This window comes from Variovorax paradoxus (assembly GCF_022009635.1).
Taxonomy (GTDB): domain Bacteria; phylum Pseudomonadota; class Gammaproteobacteria; order Burkholderiales; family Burkholderiaceae_C; genus Variovorax.
Genome location: NZ_CP091716.1, coordinates 7,575,932 through 7,595,158 on the forward strand (window position 1 = coordinate 7,575,932; position 19,227 = coordinate 7,595,158).

Consider the following 19,227-nt stretch of genomic DNA (forward strand, 5'->3'; position numbering starts at 1 on the left):
TTTCGCCCAAATGCCCGATGCATGACCATGGCGGCTTCGCGGCAAGCATCGATCGATATGTACTTTGATACCAGGCTTTGGCAATTGACCGCGGGACTGCGCATGCGGATGGCGGGCGGCATCTTTCTGGGGCTGTTGGCGCTGGCCGCCGGCATCGCCCGCTACGTGTTTCTCGGACAGCTGCTGGCGCGCGTGTTCGACGCAGCGCCCGTGAAGGACTGGATTGCGCCGGCCGCCTGTGCCGGCGCCATGGTGCTGCTGCGTGCCCTGTTCGACCACCTGCGCACGGTGCAGGCCAACCGCTCCTCGGCCGACGTGCAGCAGGCGCTGCGCGCGCGTCTGTACGACCGCATCGTCGCGCTGGGACCGGCCTGGTTCGCCAACCAGCGCACCGGCGGCGTGATGCTGACGGTGGTGGACGGCGTGGAGCAGCTGCAGACCTTCTTCGGCCAGTACCTGCCGCAGGTCGTCATCGCGGCGGCGGCGCCCTTCGCCATCTTCGCGGTCATCGCCTTCTGGGACGTCCCGACGGCACTTGTGTTCCTGGCCGCCGCGCTGTTCGCGCTGTTCGGCCCGATGGCCGTGCACATGCTGGATCGCCGCGCCAGCCTGGCGCGCACCCGGTCCCTGAATGAATTCGGCGAGGAATTCCTCGACGCGGTGCAGGGCCTGCCCACCCTGAAGTCCTACGGGCAGGGCAAGGCGTGGGGCGAACGCCTGGCTGCCCGCGCACGCAAGCTGTCCGACAGCACTTTCTGGGTGCTGTCGGTCAGCCTGCTGACGCGTGGCATCAGCGACCTGGGCGTGGCGCTGGGCGCCGCGCTGGCGCTGACGGTGGGGGCCTGGCGCGTGGCCGCCGGCGACATGAGCGTGGAAGCCCTGCTGATCGTGCTGATGGCCGGCACCGAGATCTTCCGTCCGCTGCGCGACCTGCGTTCCGTCCTGCACCGGGGCATGCTGGGGCAATCCGCCGCGGCGAGCATCCATGCGCTGATGGACGCCTGGCCATTGACTGCCGCGCCCGATGCACAGGTGGTTGCCGGTGCGCCGACACGCCTGGAACCCACCATCGAATTCGACGGCGTGTCGTTTTCCTATTCGCCGCAGCGCCCCGCCCACCAGGGCCTGTCGCTGCGCATCGCTGCCGGCGAGCGCGTCGGCATCGTGGGCCCCAGCGGCGCGGGCAAGTCCACCATCGTGCGGCTGCTGCTGCGCGAGTGCGTGCCGCAAGCCGGCACCATTCGCGTGGGTGGCCTCGACGTCAACCGCCTCGACACGCAGACGCTGCTGAGCCACATGGCGCTGGTCAGCCAGGACATCACACTGTTCCACGGCACGATCGACGACAACCTGCGGCTGGGGCGGCCCGATGCCACGCACGAGCAGGTGCGCGCCGCGGCCCGCGCCGCCAACATCGACGACTTCATCATGGCGCTGCCGCAGGGCTACGCCACCGCCATCGGCGAACGTGGCCTGCAGCTCTCGGGCGGCCAGCGCCAGCGGGTGGCCATCGCCCGCGCCCTGCTGCGCGACGCGCCCATCCTGATCCTGGACGAAGCGCTGTCGTCGGTGGACACCGAGAACGAGGCCCTGATCCAGCAGGCGCTGGATCGGCTGATGGCGGGGCGCACCACGCTGATCCTGGCGCATCGCCTGGCCAGCGTCATCGGCGCGGACCGCTGCCTGGTGCTGGACCAGGGGCGCGTGGTCGAGCAGGGCCCGCACGCCGAACTGATGCGCCAGCAGGGCCTCTACCACCGCCTGATGCACGAACAGGCCGTGAATTCGTTTTCCGGCGCCGCTGCGTCCGCCGCGGTACCGGTCGCTTCGCCGCGCGCTGCCGGCGATGGCGACGGCGACGCGGGGCAGGGCGCCGCCCTGCGTTCACTGGACACCGACGCCGCACAGGTCGGCTGGTACGCCACGCTGGCCACCTTGCTGTCGGTGGTGCGGCCCTGGCGCGGCACCCTGATCGCCACCATCTTGCTGGGCGTGGCGCGCGTGGCGGCCTTCATCGGCGTGGGCGTGCTCAGCGCGCTCGTGGTGGCCGCCATCCGCGACGATCGCGCCACCTCGGCGCTGGTCGTCGGACTGCTCGTCGCCGCGCCCCTGGCCGCGCTGTTCCACTGGCTCGAGTCCTGGCTGGCGCATGCCATGGCCTATCAGCTGCTGGCCGACATGCGCGTCAAGCTCTACGACAAGCTGGAGCGGCTGGCGCCTGCCTACCTGCTGCAGCGCCGCTCGGGCGACCTGGTCGCTTTGGCCACGCACGACGTGGAAATGGTCGAGTACTTCTACGCCCACACCATCGCCCCGGCCATCGTCTCGGTCCTGGTGCCGCTGACGGTGCTGTGCTTCCTGGCGGTGTACAGCTGGCCCGTGGCCCTGGCGCTGCTGCCGTTCCTGGCCTACGCGCTGGTGTCGCCCATCAACGGCCGACGCAAGATCGATGCATTGGGCGACCGCGCCCGCCACGCCCTGGGCGAAATGAGCGCGCACACCGCCGACACCATCCAGGGCCTGGCCGACCTGACCGCCTTCCAGGCCACCGGACGCCGCCGCGTCCAGTTCCTCGAGATCGCGGACCAGTGCCGGGCCCGGCGCCTGGACATGCTGGCTGACCTGTCGCGCCAGACCGCCTGGTTCGAAGTCGCCATGGGACTGGGCGGCCTGGCGGTCGCCGCGGTCGGCGCACTGCAGGTGGCCGCCGGCGCGCTGTCCGCCGGCATGCTGCCGCTGCTCGTGCTGATCGCGCTGGCCACCTTTCTGCCGGTGTCCGAGATCTCGCAGGTCAGCCGCCAACTGGCCGACACCATCGCGGCCACGCGCCGGCTGCATGTGGTCAACAACGAGCCAGAGCCGGTCGCCGACGGCCCGCTGCCGCCGCCGGAGGCGTCGCACGGGCTGTCGCTGGCCTTCGAACGGGTCTCTTTCGCCTATCCGGGCAAGCCGCAGGACACCCTGCGGGACCTGAGCTTCGTCGTGCCGGCCGGCGCCACCGTGGCCGTGGTCGGCGCATCGGGCGCCGGCAAGAGCACCGTGGCCAGCCTGATGCTGCGGTTCTGGGACCCGCGCCAGGGCACCGTCAAGCTCGACGGCGTCGATGTGCGCCAGCTGCGGCTGGACGGCCTGCGCGAACGCGTCGCGCTGGTCACGCAGGACACCTATTTGTTCAACGACACGCTCGAAGGCAACATCCGCCTGGCCCGGCCCGATGCCAGCCGCGAGGAACTGGCCCTGGCGCTGCAACAGGCGGCCCTGAGCGCCTTCGTGCAGACCCTGCCCGAGGGCCTGGCCACCCGCGTGGGCGAACGCGGCATGCAGCTGTCCGGCGGCCAGCGCCAGCGCATCTCCATTGCCCGGGCCTTCCTGAAAAACGCGCCGGTGCTGATCCTGGACGAGGCCACCTCGCACCTGGACACGCTCTCGGAAGCGCAGGTGCGCGGCGCGCTGGACGTGCTGATGCGGCACCGGACCACGCTGGTGGTCGCCCACCGCCTGTCCACCATCCGCGACGCCGATCTGATCCTGGTGCTGGAGAATGGCGCCCTGGCCGAAGCCGGCACGCACGAGCAGCTGCTGCGCAGGCAGGGTGTCTACGCGAAGCTGGCCAGCCACCAGGGCGCGAGCTTCGGCGGGCCACGGCTGCAGCAGGCCTCAGGAATCGCTGCCTCATGATCTTCAGCCATCGAATGAACCGACTGCACAGGTGCTTTTTGGGCGCCGCACTTCTCACCGCGATGCTTGCTTGTGCGCCCGCAGTGGCTCAGACCTACTCGCGCGACCTTCCGCCGCGCGTCGGGCCGGACGATGGCACGACGCTGACGGTCGCGGGTTTCCTGCGCGGCATGGACGTGTTCGGCAGGCTCGGCCCCGAACTCGCCGAGAAGGACCCCGACTATGTCGCGGCGATCCGAGGCCTGGCGCACATCGGGGAGCGCTATCGCATCGATCTCGGCAAGGCCAAGGCGGCCGGCACGACGCTCGACAGTTGTCCCGTCATGAACGTGAAGGTGACCACCGGCACGCTCGTTCCCTTCCTTCTGCGTCTTCCGCCCGAGCAGCAGACGATGCCGATGGCGCAGGCATTCCGTCTGCACATGCGCGAGCTCTATCCGTGCCCGCCGGCACGGTCGCCCCGGCGCCAGTGAGGGCACGCTTGTTTCTCTGACATCCGCGCGGCCTCCCGGGTCTTGCGCATCGCCTGTCACGCAACCGTCTTTCAGCCTGTGTAGCCTCCCGCGCGTTTGGCCGGTCGGCGCGTCCGATTCGGCCTGAGCTCAACTACTGGAAGCGCGCGGTACATCAGTGAGGACAGGCAATACGGCATCGCTCGGTGCGCTGGCACTGGTGGGCTGCCTGGCCTGCCTGGGGCTCGCGCCGTCGGCTCGCGCACAGCCGGCCGATGCAGCGGAAACCGCGTCACCCGGACGGCTGCGGTTCGACATCCGGGCCCAACCCCTGCACGAAGCGTTGCAGCAGTACAGCGCGGCCACGGGTCGCTCGCTGCTCTATGACAGCAGCTCGGTCGCGGACCTCGTGTCCGCCCCGTTGAACGGTTTCTATACGCCCCAGGAAGCCCTGCGCCAGCTGATCGCGGGCACCGGCATGGAGGCGCAATACACATCGCGCGATGCCTTCATGCTGGTGCCGATGACGCCCGAGCAGGCGCAGGCCGCCAGCGCCACCGCGACCGCTCCACCAGCGCCGAGCGAAGCCGATGCGCAGCGCCAGCGCTATCTCGCCCGGATGCAGGCCAGGATCACCCAGGCGCTGTGCGGCGACGCCGCCACCGCGCCCGGCGCGGTCCGGCTGGCGCTGCGCTTTCGGATCGATCGCGCCAACACCATCCGGCAGCTGGAGGTGCACGCGCAGGAGGGACACGCCGGCATGGAAGCGAAGCTGCGTTTGCGACTCGCGGGTCTCGATCTCGGCGCCGCCCCGCCGGCCCAGCTCGGGCAGCCCGTCACGATGCTGGTGCTGCCCGGCAGCGGGAGCGTGTGTTGAGCACCGAGGGCCTGGCCGAGCTCAAGCGATTCCTTGTCGAACGCTACGATCAGCTCAAGGGGCAGCTGACGCGCCGCCTCGGCTCGTCCGATCTGGCCGGCGATGCGCTGCACGACACCTGGGTGCGGCTGGCGGGCAAGAGCGAGATCGAACCCGTGCGGCAGCCCCAGGCCTTCCTGCTCAACGCGGCGACCAACATTGCCGTCGATCGTTTGCGGGTCGAGGCCCGCATGCTGAGCGAGTCGCAGGTCGACGACCTGTTCGAGGTCGAGGATCCGGCGGCCGGACCGGCCGAAGCGCTCGAAGCCCGCTTCGAACTGGCTGCGCTGGTGGGCGCCATGGAGCGGCTGCCCGCGCGCCAGCGCGAGATCCTGTTTGCGGTTCGACTGGAAGGGCTCTCGAGGGACGAGCTGGCCGAGCGCTACGGCATCTCGGTGCGGATGGTGGCGCGCGAGCTGCAGGCCGCGCACGAATTCTGCGTCAGGCAGATGAGGCGCTGAAAGCACGACCGCATGAAAATCCGCAAGAAAGTGGTTCCCTTTTTGCTGCGCCGCTTCGTCTTTGGAAAAAGGGGAGCGCCGTGTCTCGCACCTGCCCGCTCCAATTCCGCAACCCGCCACTTCTCGATGATTCATGGACGCTAGACCCAGCAGTTCCGCCGCGGACAGCCCTGGCCACGTGGTGGATCAGGAAACGATCCTCGCCGAGGCCCGTGCCTGGGCGCGGCGGCTCAGGACGCAGCAGCCCACCACCGAGGACGCGGCCGCGTTCCGGCTCTGGCGTGCCCAAAGCCCCGCGCATGCGCACGCCTGGGCGGCGACGGCCAGCGACTGGCGCGACATCGGGCGCATCGCTCAAGCCTACCGGGCGCGGTATCCCGCGCCGGTCGACAGGGCCGCCCCGGAGCGCGTCATGCGTCCGGGACGGCGACTGTTCCTCGGCTCGGCGATGGCCGCTGCCGGCGCCGCGGCCGTCGCGGTCGTGGTGCAGCCCCCACTGGGCCTGTGGCCCTCGCTGTCGGAGTTGGGCGCCGACTACCGCACCGCCACCGGCGAGCAGAAGCAGGTCGATCTGGCCGGCGGCATCGAGCTGGCGCTGAACACGCAGACGAGCCTGAGCGTGAAGGCCGCCACCGAAGGCGAGGGGACGCGGGTCGAGCTCCTCGCGGGCGAAGCCGCGGTGCGCAATCGCGGCAGCGCTGCCATGGAGGTCGCGGCGGGTGCGGGCCGTATCTGGCTGGCCTCCGGCTGCGTCGAGGTGCGGCGCTTCGCGGACCATGTGCGCGTGCTGTGCACCGAAGGCGAGGCCGAGCTTCGGCATCCATCGCGCAGCGTGGCGCTGCACGCCCGACAGGAAGTCTCATATGGCCGCGAGGACGTGGGGCCGCTCGCCGGCGTCGAATCCCCCCTGGCCTCGGCATGGCGGCAGGGGGTGGTGGTGTTCAACCAGACACCCCTGCCGGAAGCCGTGGCCGAGATCAACCGCTACCGGCCGGGGCGCGTGGTGCTGATGGGCCAGGGCCTTGCCGCGCGACGGATCAGCGGGCGCTTCAGGGTGGGCGCGCTGGACGAGGCGCTGGTGCAGATGCAGCAGCTCTACCGGCTGGATGCCAGGCATGTCGGGGGCCTCGTGCTGCTGGGATGAGGCGCTGAAAGAGGCGTGTCGATTGTGACAACGATGTCATAAAAAACCGGTTCCTCTTTGCGTTTGCCGTTCGTCTAGAGATCAAGGGAGCGCGATTTCGCCTCCTTCGAATCGACTGGCCGCTACCGGCTTACCCAGGATCAGACCGTCATGCATCGCACCCGCGCGCTTCGCACTTCTTTTCTGTCAACCATGCCCGGGCGCTCGCGCGTCCTGCGGTTGACCCCGCTGGCCTCGGCGATCGCCGCGCTGGCGATCGCGGGGGGCTTGGCCGATACCGCGCATGCACAGCGCGCCTTCAGCGCGGCCTGGCTGGCCCAGAAGAACATCGCGCAGGACACGGCGATGAATACCGGACGCCTGCCCAACGGCTTGCCCGCATCGTCGCTGAGCAACCCCGGTGCGCAACAGCAGCTATCGCGCGATCAGTTGCAGCGCTCGCTGAACAACCTGAACCTCGCGGCGCAGGCGATCGCTGCGCAACAGGCCGCGCAGTCCGCGGCGCGGCAGGCGGCTCTGGGCGAGTCGTCGGGCGTTCCCGACGGCCTGGCCGAGGGCGGGCTGAAGGTCGACAGCAGCAGCCTGAGCGCCGGCTGGCTTAATGCCCATGCGCCGGTGCAGTCCCAGAGCCCCGACGGCCGCAGCACCGTCACGATCCAGCAGACCGGTGATCGTGCCATCCTCAACTGGGAGACATTCAACGTCGGCAAGCGCACCACTGTCGACTTCAAGCAGCAGGCGGACTGGGCAGTGCTCAACCGCGTGAACGACCCGAACGCAAGGCCTTCGCAGGTCCAGGGGCAGATCAAGGCCGACGGCACCGTGCTCGTTGCCAACCGCAACGGCATCGTGTTCTCGGGCAGCAGCCAGACCGACACGCGCAACCTCGTGGCCGCGGCCGCGAAGATCGGCGATGCGCAGTTCAAGGCGCGCGGCATCTACAGCGCCCAGGAAAGCGGCAACTACATCCCCGCCTTCACCGAGGCCGGCGGCAAGGTCGAAGTGCAGGCCGGTGCGCAGATCGTCACGCGAAAACCCGCCAGCGTGACCCAGGGCGGCGGCTACGTGCTGCTGCTGGGCCAGGAGGTCGGCAACGCCGGCACCATCACCACGCCGCGCGGGCAGGTGCAGATGGCCGCGGGCGATTTCTTCATCGTGCGTCCGGGGCAGGGCAGTGCCACGAACCAGTTCTCGACCACCCGCGGCAACGAGGTCGCGCCGCAGTTCGCTGCAAACAGCACCGCCGGCACGGTCACCAATGCCGGCCTGCTGCAGGCCCCCGAAGGTGACATCACGCTCACCGGGCGCAGGGTCGTGCAGGACGGCGTGGCCGTGGCCACCACCACGGTGGACACGCGCGGCACCATCCACCTGCTGAATGCGGCGAGCGACAAGCTCAGCAGCGTCACCACCACCGCGCGCGCGCTCAGCGCCGTGCTGCTGGACGACGGCAACGGCCGCACGGCGCTGGACAGTCAGCGCAACGCCCTGATTGCCGACTCGGCGGTGCAGGACCTGGCACGGCGCACCGCCGCGGCGGGTGTGTTCGACAACCTCTCGAGGCTGGACGACCGGCGCGACCAGTCGCGCATCGAGATCGTCTCGGGCGGCAGCGTGCTGTTCGAGGGCAGTTCCACTACCTTGGCCACCGGTGGCCAGATCGCGGTGAGCGTGAACGCCGGCGCGGGGCGCAGCACCGTGGCCGAAGGCGCGCGGCTGGACGTGTCCGGTGCAATCGGCGTGCAGGTGGCCATGTCCACCAACAACGTGCAGATCAACATCCAGGGCAACGAGCAGCGCGACGCGCCGCTGAACCGCGACACCTCGGTGCTGAACAACGCCAACGTGTGGATCGACCGGCGCAAGCTCACGCGCGTGGCCGCCGGCGTGGGCGGCTACGACAAGGAGCGTTGGTACACGCCGGGTGGCCTGCTCGAAGTGGGCGGCTACCTGGGGCTGCAGGGCCACGGCATCGGCGAGTGGGCCACGCAGGGCGGCAGCGTGGTGTTCTCGGGCAACGAGCTGGTCACGCAGGCGGGTTCGAACATCAACCTGTCGGGCGGCACGCTGGACGTGCAGACCGGCTTCATCCGCCAGAGCTGGCTCAAGGGCACGGACGGGCGCCTGTACGAGGTGTCGAGCGCGCCGGCGGACATCGCCTACAGCGGCCTGTACAAGGGCTTCGAGGACGCGCACAAGCGCTGGGGCGACAAGACCACGGGCTTCTTCTACAACCCGCTGATCGGGCCGCAGCAGCGGCTGGAGAACGGCTACACGGTGGGCCGCGACGCGGGCCGGCTGGTGGTGTCCACCAAGGCCGCAACGCTCGACGGAGACGTCACGGCCAGCGTGTACCAGGGGCCGCGCCAGGCGACCAGGCGCGATGGCGGGCTCGACGGCTACGCGCAGTCGCACGAGGCGGTGGCACTTGCCGCGCAGCTGGTGCTGGGCAACTACGCCAGCGCCTTCAACACCGATGCCAAGAACGGGCCGCAGGGCGTGTTCCAGAACTTCACGCCGAGCGTCGCGCGCATCGTGTTCGGCGTCGAGCCGTCGATGCGCGACGAGGCCGCGCTGTACGTGGACAGCGAGCGCTTGAACGGCTGGGGCCTGGGACTGCTGCTGGCGGGGGGCACGGACAGCGTGGCGGTGGACGCCCCGATCACCGTCGCGCCCGGGGGCAGCATCCGCCTGCATGCGCCGCAGGTGCGCATCGACGCCGATCTCGCGGCCCGCGGCGGCGAGATCGCCCTGGGCAATGTGCTGTCGTCCGTGACAGGCCTGGGCCGGCGCATCGACATCGCGCTGCCGGCCGCCGAAGGCCGACGCGCGCAGACTGTCGTGGCCCCCGGCGCGACGCTGGATGCCAGCGGCCTGTGGACCAACCTGCTGGCCAGTGCCGGCGACAACGCCTTTGTGCCGTACGTCGACGGCGGGCGCGTGTCGGTTCGCAGCACAGGCGATGCGACGCTGTCCGAAGCTGCGGCGATCGACGTGTCCTCCGGCGCGGCGCTGTTGCAGACGGGCAAGCTGCGCGGCGGCCGTGGCGGCGACGTGACGCTCGCAGCCGGCTACGTGACCGATGCCAATGTCGCGGTCGACCCCCTGGCGCTGCTCACGCTGGCCGGCGACCTGCGCGCCCATGGCGTGAGTGGCGGCGGCACCCTCGACGTCCGCTCGGGCACCGCGATCGGCATCGGCGGCAAGGTGCTCGACACCGACGGGCTGCTTGCGGCCGGCCAGTCCGCCACGGCCAACCTGCGCCTGCTGCGCGACTACCAGCTCGCCGCCGGCGAGCGCGCGCCGATGGACCTGTCGACCATCGTCATGCACAGGCCCGCGGGCTACACGTCGGACCGGCAGATGATCGTACAGGTGTCTGCCGACGCACCGCTGCTGGTGCACGTCGCATGGCACATTCCCCAGAATTTCTCGACTGGCGTCTTCGACACGCAGGGCCACCTGTACCTGCCGGGCAACACCGTGCCCGCGGGCGCTTCGATCCGGCAGGGCTTCACCGCGCCCGCCGGCTTCACGATCCCGGCCGACGTGTTCCCCGACGGCTTCGCGATCGCGCCCGTCACCGCGCACTACCGGGCCGGCAGCGTGCTCGACGTTCCTGTCACGCTGGCCGCGGGTTCCTCGCTCGCGGCCGGCGCGGTGCTCGCCCGGCCGGCGGCCGTGGCGGCCACCACCGAGCTGTTGCCCGCGCTCTTTCGCAGTGGCTTCTCGCGCTATGCGGTCATCTCCAACGACGGCATCGCGGTCGCTCCAGGCACGCGGTTGGATGTCGAGATGCCGCTGCTGCGCACCGATGGCGACGGATTGCGGTCGCTGCCCACGGGCGGCCGGCTCGCTGCGAACGCGCCGGTGTGGACGCCACCGCTGTACCAGGAAGACGCGGTGCATGCCGCGCTCGCACAGCGCGGGGGTGCCAGCCTCGAACTGGACGCGGGCTCCAGAGTGGGCGGCCCGGCCGGGCTCGCGTCGCTGGCGGTGGGCACCGGCGCACGCATCGCGGTCGATCCCGGCCAGTCGATCACGCTCTGGAGCAACGGCGGCCAGGTGACGGTGGACGGTCGGCTCGACGCCTGGGGCGGCAGCATCTCGATTGCATCGCAGCCGATCGCGCAGACGGCCTACCGGGCCTCCACCACGCGCTCGATCCTGCTCGGCGACAACGCGGTGCTCGACGCCGCCGCGCGGCCCTACGTGGCACGCGACGCGCAGGGCCGCGCCTACGGCATCGCGCCGGACGGCGGCGCCATCGACATCGGCCTGAGCGATTCCTTCATCGTGATCCGCCCGGGTGCCGTGCTCGATGCCTCGGGCGCCTATGCCGAGGTCGACGGCACGGCCGGCGGCGCACCCGGCATGTCCGCGCGGCCGCTGGCGCTGGCCGGCGCGGGCGGCAGCATCGGCCTGCACTCGTACGTAGGCATGGCCATCGATGGCACGCTGTCGGCGCGCGCGGGAGGCGCGGGCGCCGCCGGCGGCGCGCTGAGCCTGGAGATGGCCAACCGCGTGTATTCGCCGGGCCTCGAGAACATTGCTCCCGAGGTGCAGACGGCGCACAGCATCACCCTGTCGCAGCAGCACCGGGCCGGTGAACTGAAGTACGGCGCCGCCGCGCTCGGCGTGGATCAGGTGAAGGCCGGAGGCTTCGATGCGCTGAGTCTTTCCGTGCACGACCTGTTCGTGTTCGACGGCGACATCGACCTCGCGCTGGGCCGCAGTCTCGAACTGCGCAACGGTTTCCTGACGGTGGCGTCGAACTCGCCCGAGGCGCAGGTGCGGCTGGCCGCGCCGTACATCCGCCTCGTGGGGGGCACATGGACCGGACTGCCGACCTACTACAGCCCGGGCATCGTGCAGGTCGGTCCCGCTCGCGCGCCACGCGGCGACAGCAGGCTGGGCCTCGAGGCGAATCTGATCGACGTCCAGGGCCGTGTGCAGACCGGCATCCTGGGTTATCGCGGAGACGGACCCGTCTTGCCCAACGAAGCGAGCGCGGGATCGCGCTTGGACGCGGATGGCTTCGCCACGGTGGCACTGAAAAGCGCGGGCGACGTGCGGCTTTCCGACGCGGTGTTGCTGGTTCCGGGCGACCTGAGCATCGAGGCGGCGCAACTCTATCCCGCGAGCGGCCGGCGCGGCATGATCCTGGCGGGTCAGGTGGCCAACCAGGCCGGCGTCGTCGGCTGGGACCCGGACGCCAGCCTGGTGATCCGCTCCAACGGCCGCGCCGCACCGATGCCTGACTCGGTGTTCGGACAACTGGTGCTGATTTCGCCCACGCTCGACCAGGGGGGTGTGCTGCGCGCGCCGCTGGGCTCGATCTCGCTGAACGACACGGGCGGCGTGCTCAACAACCAGATCTGGCTGGGCGGCAACGGCGGTCTCATCGCGGGGAACGCCAACATGCGCCTGACGCTGCGCGACGGCAGCCTGACCTCGGTCAGCGCCGCGGGCCTGACCACGCCCTATGGCGGCACCGCCGACGGCCTGACCTACCGCGGCGCCGACGGCACGCTCTACAGCCTGGCTTCCAACGCGGTGTCGCGCGTTTACCGGAACGAGACGGTCTCCGACGACTTCGTGCTGGCACAGGGCATCACGCTGGGCGGTGGCTCGGTGGCGGCCGAAGCGGGCTCGGTGCTCGATCTGTCGGGCGGCGGCGACCTGCGTGGCGCGGGCTTCGTGAGCGGACGCGGCGGCTCGGTCGACGTGCTGACCACCGCGCTGGCCAATGCCAATCCGGCGGCCTACCCGAAGAGTGGTGCGAGCAACGCGGTGTATGCGATCGTGCCCGGCTATGCATCGGCCTACGCGCCGCTGATCGCCGACAAGGGCGCAGGCGACCCCACCGTGGGCCGTCAGGTCGTCATCGGCGCGGGCGTACCGGGCCTGCCGCCGGGGACGTACACACTGTTGCCAGCCAGCTTCGCGCTGATGCCGGGCGCGTGGCGCGTCGAGGTCGGCGCGCGCATGGGGGCGCTGTCGGGCAGCGCCGCACCTGTTGGCGCGCTCGCCGATGGCAACGGCTCGTGGACCACCACGGGCACGCTGGCCCTGGCGGGCACCGGCATCCACGACAGCCTGCCGAGCCAACTGCTGGTGACCCCGGGGCAGGCGGTGCGTCGCTTCTCGCAGTACAACGAGACCAGCTATGCCGATTTCGCGAAGGCACAGGCGGCCCAGTTCGGCAACGTGCGGCCATTGCTGCCGGTCGATGGCAAGACGCTGCGTTTCAACTTCGTCCAGAACGACAAATTGACACCGCTGCGCTTTGACGGCCAGGCGCTGCTTGAAGGCGCGCCCGGCGGCGTGCGTGGCCAGGTCACGGTGCTGGGCGACAAGCCCATCGATATCGTGGCCGGCGCGGCGGACCAGCCGACGGCGGGCGTCATCAGCGTGTCAGCCGACACGCTGAGCGCGCTGCGCGCCAGCACCCTGTCGATTGGCGGCATCTACAGCTACTTCGACGGGCAGAGCAGCGGCGGCGACAGCGCGCGGGTCTATTTCAGCAGCGGCTCGGCCTTGGGCAGGGCGGTGAACGTGCGCGACGGTGCCACGCTGCGTGCCGGGCAGATCTTCCTTGTCGGCGGACAGATCGAGGTCGATGGTGGCGCGGTGCTCGACACGCGCGGCATGGGCCGGCCGGGCGTGGACTCGGGCCTCGGCTATCTGTTCGCCAATGCCATCGGCGAGTCCGCCGCGTCTTATTCGCCGGGCGTGCTGGCCGTGAGCAACGGCTGGCTCGAACTCCTGCCTTCCGTGGGGTCGGGCCGGCTCACGGTGAAGGACGGCGCCTCGTTGCTGACCGAGGGCACCATCGGCTTTGCCGCGCCGGGCGGCCTGGCTCTGGGCGACGTGAATCTGGGCGCGCGCTATCTCGCGGTGTCGCAGGACCAGATCAACATCGGCACCGCGGCAAGCCTGGCGGCGGCGCAGGCGGCGGGCGCGATGCAGCCGGGCTGGCAGCTCACGCAGACCACGCTCGACCGGCTGCTGCGGCCTTCGCCGAGCGCGGGCGTACCGGCACTTGAACGCCTGAGCCTCACGGCCGGCGGTGCGTTCAACTTCTATGGCTCGGTCACGTTGGACACCGGCGCGTCGCCGGTGCAGATGGTGTTCAACACGCCGGCCTTCTACGGGCTGGGCGAGAACAGCGACACGGTGCGCATCGTCACGCGCGACTTCGTGTGGAACGGCGTCGCCACCGGCAACGGCAATGCCGACAGGCCCTACGCGAGCATGCCGGCGACCCCGGTGCAGCCCGGCGGCCCGGGTACGGGCAGCGGCTCGCTGGTGATCGACGCGCAGCGCGTGCAGTTCGGCTACGACGCACTGAGCCAGCCGCAACGCCAAGCCGAACTCGAACGGCTGGCGCTGGGCTTCGGGTCGGTGCGCATCGGTGCCACGGACCGCGTCACCGCCAACAACAAGGGCCTTCTGTCGGTGGGTCAATCGCGGGACGCGGATGGCATGCTGCACGGCGGCACGCTGTCGATCGTCACGCCGCTGCTCACCGGGCAGGCCGGCTCCGCCATGCGCTATGCGGCGGGCGGCGCGATCGACGTGTCGGCGCCCGGGGGCGCGGCGGCTGTCGACACTGCAAGCATCGGTGAACTCGGTGCTTCGCTCACGCTGCAAGGCCGCAGCGTGTCGCTCGACACGCGGGTGGCCTTGCCCAGCGGCGTGCTCAAGCTCATGGCCGATGGCGACATCGTGCTGGGCGACGGTGCGCAGCTCGACCTGTCGGGCCGCGACGCGACCTTCTACGACATAACCCGGCACAGCTGGGGCGGCAGCGTCACGCTCGCGAGCACCAGCGGCAGTGTCGCGCAGTCGGCCGGCTCGCGCATCGACGTATCTGCCGCGCACGAGAACGCGGGATCGCTGGCCGTGCGCGCCGAGGCGGGGCGCGTGACGCTGGCCGGCGCGCTGCGGGCGGCCGGCGGCGGCGCTGGTTTCTCGGACGGCCGTTTCGAGCTCGCGGTACGGCAGATCGGCGATGCGGATTTCGCCGCGCTCAACCAGCAACTGAACGGCGCCGGTTTCTTCGGTGCACGCGGCTTCGTCGTGAAGCAGGGCGACCTGGCGGTGGGCGCAGGCGTGCGAGCGCATCAGGTGAGCATCGCCACCGATGCCGGCAGCCTCACGGTGGACGGCGCCATCGATGCGTCGGGCATCGGCCCGGGCCGCATCGACCTCAGCGCGGGTGGCGATCTCCGGCTCACCGGCCGCGCCGTGCTCGACGCGCACGCCACCGCGCTGATCACCGACAGCTACGGCGTGCCGGTCGAAGGCTCGAACCGGGCTCGCGTCTCGTTGGCCAGCGTGGGCGGCATGGTGCGCCTGGACACCGGCGCGACGATGGACCTGAGCTCACCCGACGGCATCGCGCGCGGGCGGCTCGACATCAGTGCGCCGCGCCTGGGCAGCACGCGCGGCAGCGCCACCGGCCCCGATGCACCGGCCAACGCCACCGGCGGCGATGTGGCCATCTCGGCCGCGGGCGGCCTGCGCATCAAGGGCGCGCAGAGCATCGCTCTCAACGCCATGGCGCGCTACGCCAATGCACCGGCCGATCCGGACGATGCCAACGGCCAGACCGTCGACCAGGCCTGGCTGGACCTGATCGATCAGGACAGCCGCGCATTCGACACGGCCGCGCGCAACAATGCCGACCTGCGCGCGCGCATCGCGGGCCTGTCGGCTTATGGCAATGCCTTTCATCTGCGCCCCGGCGTGGAGATCGACAGCCGCACGCCGGACGGCAACCTCACCGTGAAGGGCGACCTCGACTTGTCGGGCTATCGCTACGGTGCCGATGCCGAGCGCGATCCGGCCTCGGCGCGCTACGGCGCGGGCGAGCCCATTGCGCTCACGTTGCGCGCGGGCGGCGATCTTGTCCTGCACGGCAGCATCAACGACGGCTTCGCGCCGCCGCCGGCCACGCCCGATGACAGCGGCTGGCAGACCCGCGTGAATGTGCTCCAGACCGACAAGCCGGCACCGAAGGACATCACGGTGGAGGTGCCGTTCAACCCCACATGGGGCGACTACTGGTACATCTTCCCGGGCATGCTCACGGGCACCGGCCTGCCGGTGGTGGTGTCGGGCTCCATCACCGACGCCTACGGCACCTATGGACCCGGCGATACCATCTACAACGGCTTTCTCGCCGGCACCATCACGGTCACGGCCGGCACCGTGCTGACTTCCACGATGCCCGGTGGCGCCGACATCCTGCTGAGCGGCCCGCGACCCGAGCCGGGCCGCATGTGGGCGGCATCGCCGATGCTCGCTGCCGGCAGCCTGTCGGCCTCGATCCGCATGGTGAGTGGCGCCGACCTCGGCGCCGCCGACACGCGCCGCGTGCAGGCGGCCGCCCAGCTGGCGGGGCACGGCAACCTGGTGCTCGACGACCTGCACATGGCGACAGTCTCGGCGCCCGCTCCCGTGCAGGCGCCGAGCGTGGTGCGCACCGGCACCGGCGACCTCGAGCTGTATGCCGGCGGCAGCTATAGGCAGGAGTCGCTGTTCGGCGTCTACACGGCGGGCACGGCATCGGCCGGCACCGGCGCCGGTTCGGTCTACGACGCGCCGCGCGCGCGCCTGCCCGACGGCACCGTGCTGGGCGCGGGCAACGCCGAATACGAACGCACGCTCGATGCGCGGCGCATGTGGCTCACCACCGGCGGCGGCGACTTCACGCTTGCGGCGCAGGGGGACATCGTCGGCTACCTGCAGCCGGAGACGCTTTCCAGCGGCGACTGGCTCTGGCGTCAGGGCGGTGCCGAACTGGGCCAGCGCACGGCCTGGGGGCTGAACTTCGGCAGCTATGTGCTCGACGGCTGGCCCAACACGGCGAAGATCGGTTTCGCCGGCTTTGCCGGTGCGGGCGCACTCGGCGGCGGCAATGCGACGGTGCGCGCGGGCGGCAACATCGGCCTGGCGGGCGCTCCGCTGCGCGGTTTGCTGGCCGTGGTGGGCGCAAGCGGCCGCGTGCTGGACGACGGTACGCTCGCGCCGGCCGGCGGCGGCACGCTCGACGTCACGGCCGACGGACAGGTGCGCGCCGGCATGTTCGCCAACCTGCGCGGTGACACCCATGTGGCCGCGGCCGACGTAGGCAGCCTGGTGCTCAAGAACTTCGCGACGCCCAATACCGGCGATCCCCGCGCGGTCGATCCGCACACCGCCTACAACGTGATGCCCGTCGACGTGGTGAGCTTCGCACCCGGCGACGGCACGTTGCGCATCCGTACGCTGGGCGACCTGGCGGTGGGCGCGGTGGTCGACGCGGGACGCGTCGGCGTGCGCAGCGAGACGCAGGCCAGTGGCAACGGTGCGACCGGCCCGGCGGCCACCTGGTTCACCCTGTGGACCGACCGCACGATGCTCGACCTGTTCTCGGCCGGTGGCAACGTCTCGCCGTTCAACGCGCCGAACATCGACAGCGCGACGTACCTGTGGGACGTCAACAGCGGCACCGAGTTCATGCCCGGCACCGTGAGCGCGGTGGCCGCGGGGGGCGGCATCTACTACGCCGTGACGGATCGGGTCGGTCTCATGATGCCCGTGCCCGGTGGCCATCTCGACCTGCTGGCCCGCGGCCTCGTGAGCGGCGACGTTCGCAACGCCGTCAGCGGCGGCCATGCGCCGGTCGGGCCGCTGGGTGCGCCGGCCTCCACGATGGCCACGCCGCTGCGCCCGGGCTGGCGGATCGCGGGCAACAGTGCCAACAGCCAGCTGATCGCCTCGAACTACTGGAACTTCAGCGGGCTGGGGGTGACGGACTGGGGCCAGGTCTACAACTACAACTACGGCGAGAACCCGCCGTCGCACTCCGGAACCGGCGGCAATCTCTTCATGTTCGGGCCCAACACGGTCAGCGACCACAGCATGGGCAGCGATGGCGCGGTTTCCCATATCTACGCGGTGAGCGGCGATGTGATGGGCGTGGAGTTCGGAAGCCTCGCCAACCTCAGCCTGGGCCCGGGCCTGGCGCCCATTCCCTTCTACCAGTCCGCGAGACCCTTACGCCTTCTGGCCGGCGGGGACATCGTCAACGCCCGCGGCCTGATCGTGCAGGACGCGGCCACCGACGTGTCCATGCTGGCTGCCGGCGGCGACATACTGTTCGCGAACTTCAGCGTGGCCGGTCCCGGCACCTTGGAAGTGTCGGCGGGCGGCCAGATCTTCCAGGGCAGCAAGTCGAGCCTCACCAGCATCGGCGCGGTGGCATCGGGCGACACGCGCCCGGGTGCCGGCATCGTGGTGCAGGCCGGCCTGGGCGCTGGCGCACCGGGGCAGGGAGCGAGCGACTTCGCGGGCTTCGCCGCGCGCTACCTCGATCCGGCGAATCGCTTCGACGCCTCGGGCACGCTGGCCGGCCAGCCGGACAAGGTGGTGAAGACCTACGAGGCCGAACTCGCGCAGTGGTTGCGTGAGCGCTTCGGTCATCTGGTCGCATCGCCCGCCGAGGCGCTCGCCTTCTTCCGCACGCTCGCACCGGAGCAACAGCGCATCTTCGTGCGGCAAGTGTTCTACGCCGAACTCACCGCGGGCGGGCGCGAGTACAACGATGCCAGCAGCGCGCGCTCGGGCAGCTATCTGCGCGGTCGCGAGGCGATCGCCGCGCTGTTTCCCGCGCAGGACGCTGCGGGCACGCCGATCGCGCGCAGCGGCGGCATCACGCTCTACCAGGGCACGGACAACAACGCGGGCATCCGTACCGTTGCCGGCGGCGGCATCCAGCTGCTCGCACCGGGCGGCACCAGCATCCTGGGCGTGGAGGGCGTCGCGCCCGTCGCCGGCATGTCGATGAACCCGGCCGGTCTCCTCACACAGGGCGAAGGCAGCATCCAGATGTACAGCCGGGGCAGCATCCTGCTGGGCCTGTCGAGGATCATGACCACCTTCGGCGGCGACATCCTCGCGTGGTCGGCGCAAGGCGACATCAATGCGGGCCGCGGCAGCAAGACCACGCTGGTGTACACGCCGCCCAAGCGCGAATACGACCTGCTGGGCAACGTGAAGCTCTCGCCGAACGTGCCCAGCACCGGCGCTGGCATCGCGACGCTTGCGCCCATTGCACAGGTGCCGCCCGGCGACGTGGACCTGATCGCACCGCTGGGCACGATCGATGCCGGCGAGGCGGGCATCCGGGTGTCGGGCAACGTGAACATCGCGGCGCTGCAGGTGGTGAACGCGGCCAACATCCAGGTCAAGGGCCAGTCGACGGGGTTGCCGGTGGTGGCTGCGGTGAATGTGGGTGCGCTCACGAATGCCAGCGCGGCGGCTTCGCAGGCGGCCATTGCCGCGCAGGACACGGTGCAGCGCGAACGCACCGCGCAGCGCCAGGCGCTGCCTTCGGTGTTCACCGTGCGGGTGCTGGGCTTCGGCAACGAGCGCACCGATGGCGAGCCCGGCCGCGTTTCCGGTGAACCCGTGAGCTACCGGCAGGACAGCCCGGTGCAAGTCGTCGGCGATGGCCCGCTCACCGAGGCCCAGAAGGCGCGGCTCACGCCGGGCGAACGGCGCGCCTTCGGGCTCTAGCGCAAC

At 70.7% G+C, this 19,227-nt stretch carries 6 protein-coding genes; all 6 read left to right on the plus strand.

Annotation, left to right across the window (positions count from 1 at the left end):
• The first annotated feature begins 57 nt into the window (after positions 1-57).
• On the plus strand, positions 58-3,678 hold the full coding sequence (locus tag L3V85_RS35410; RefSeq protein WP_237677212.1) for an ATP-binding cassette domain-containing protein: 3,621 nt from the start codon (positions 58-60) through the stop codon (positions 3,676-3,678).
• Complete coding sequence (locus L3V85_RS35415; RefSeq protein ID WP_237677213.1) at positions 3,675-4,151, plus strand: hypothetical protein; 477 nt, start codon at positions 3,675-3,677, stop codon at positions 4,149-4,151. Before L3V85_RS35410 ends, L3V85_RS35415 begins: the two co-directional genes overlap by 4 nt.
• Before the next feature lie 157 nt (positions 4,152-4,308).
• Entirely contained in the window at positions 4,309-5,007 is a 699-nt protein-coding gene (locus tag L3V85_RS35420; RefSeq protein WP_237677214.1) for an STN domain-containing protein, read from the plus strand.
• Positions 5,001-5,507, plus strand: coding sequence for an RNA polymerase sigma factor (locus L3V85_RS35425; protein ID WP_237677215.1), 507 nt, complete (start codon positions 5,001-5,003; stop codon positions 5,505-5,507). The genes L3V85_RS35420 and L3V85_RS35425 overlap by 7 nt, the downstream gene beginning before the upstream one ends.
• A 133-nt stretch (positions 5,508-5,640) precedes the next feature.
• Positions 5,641-6,651: a FecR family protein gene (locus L3V85_RS35430; RefSeq protein WP_237677216.1), complete on the plus strand. Its 1,011-nt coding sequence runs from the start codon at positions 5,641-5,643 to the stop codon at positions 6,649-6,651.
• A gap of 150 nt (positions 6,652-6,801) precedes the next feature.
• The gene (locus tag L3V85_RS35435; protein WP_237677217.1) at positions 6,802-19,221 is read left to right on the plus strand and encodes a filamentous haemagglutinin family protein; all 12,420 of its coding nucleotides are present in this window, start codon (positions 6,802-6,804) and stop codon (positions 19,219-19,221) included.
• Positions 19,222-19,227 lie beyond the last annotated feature (6 nt).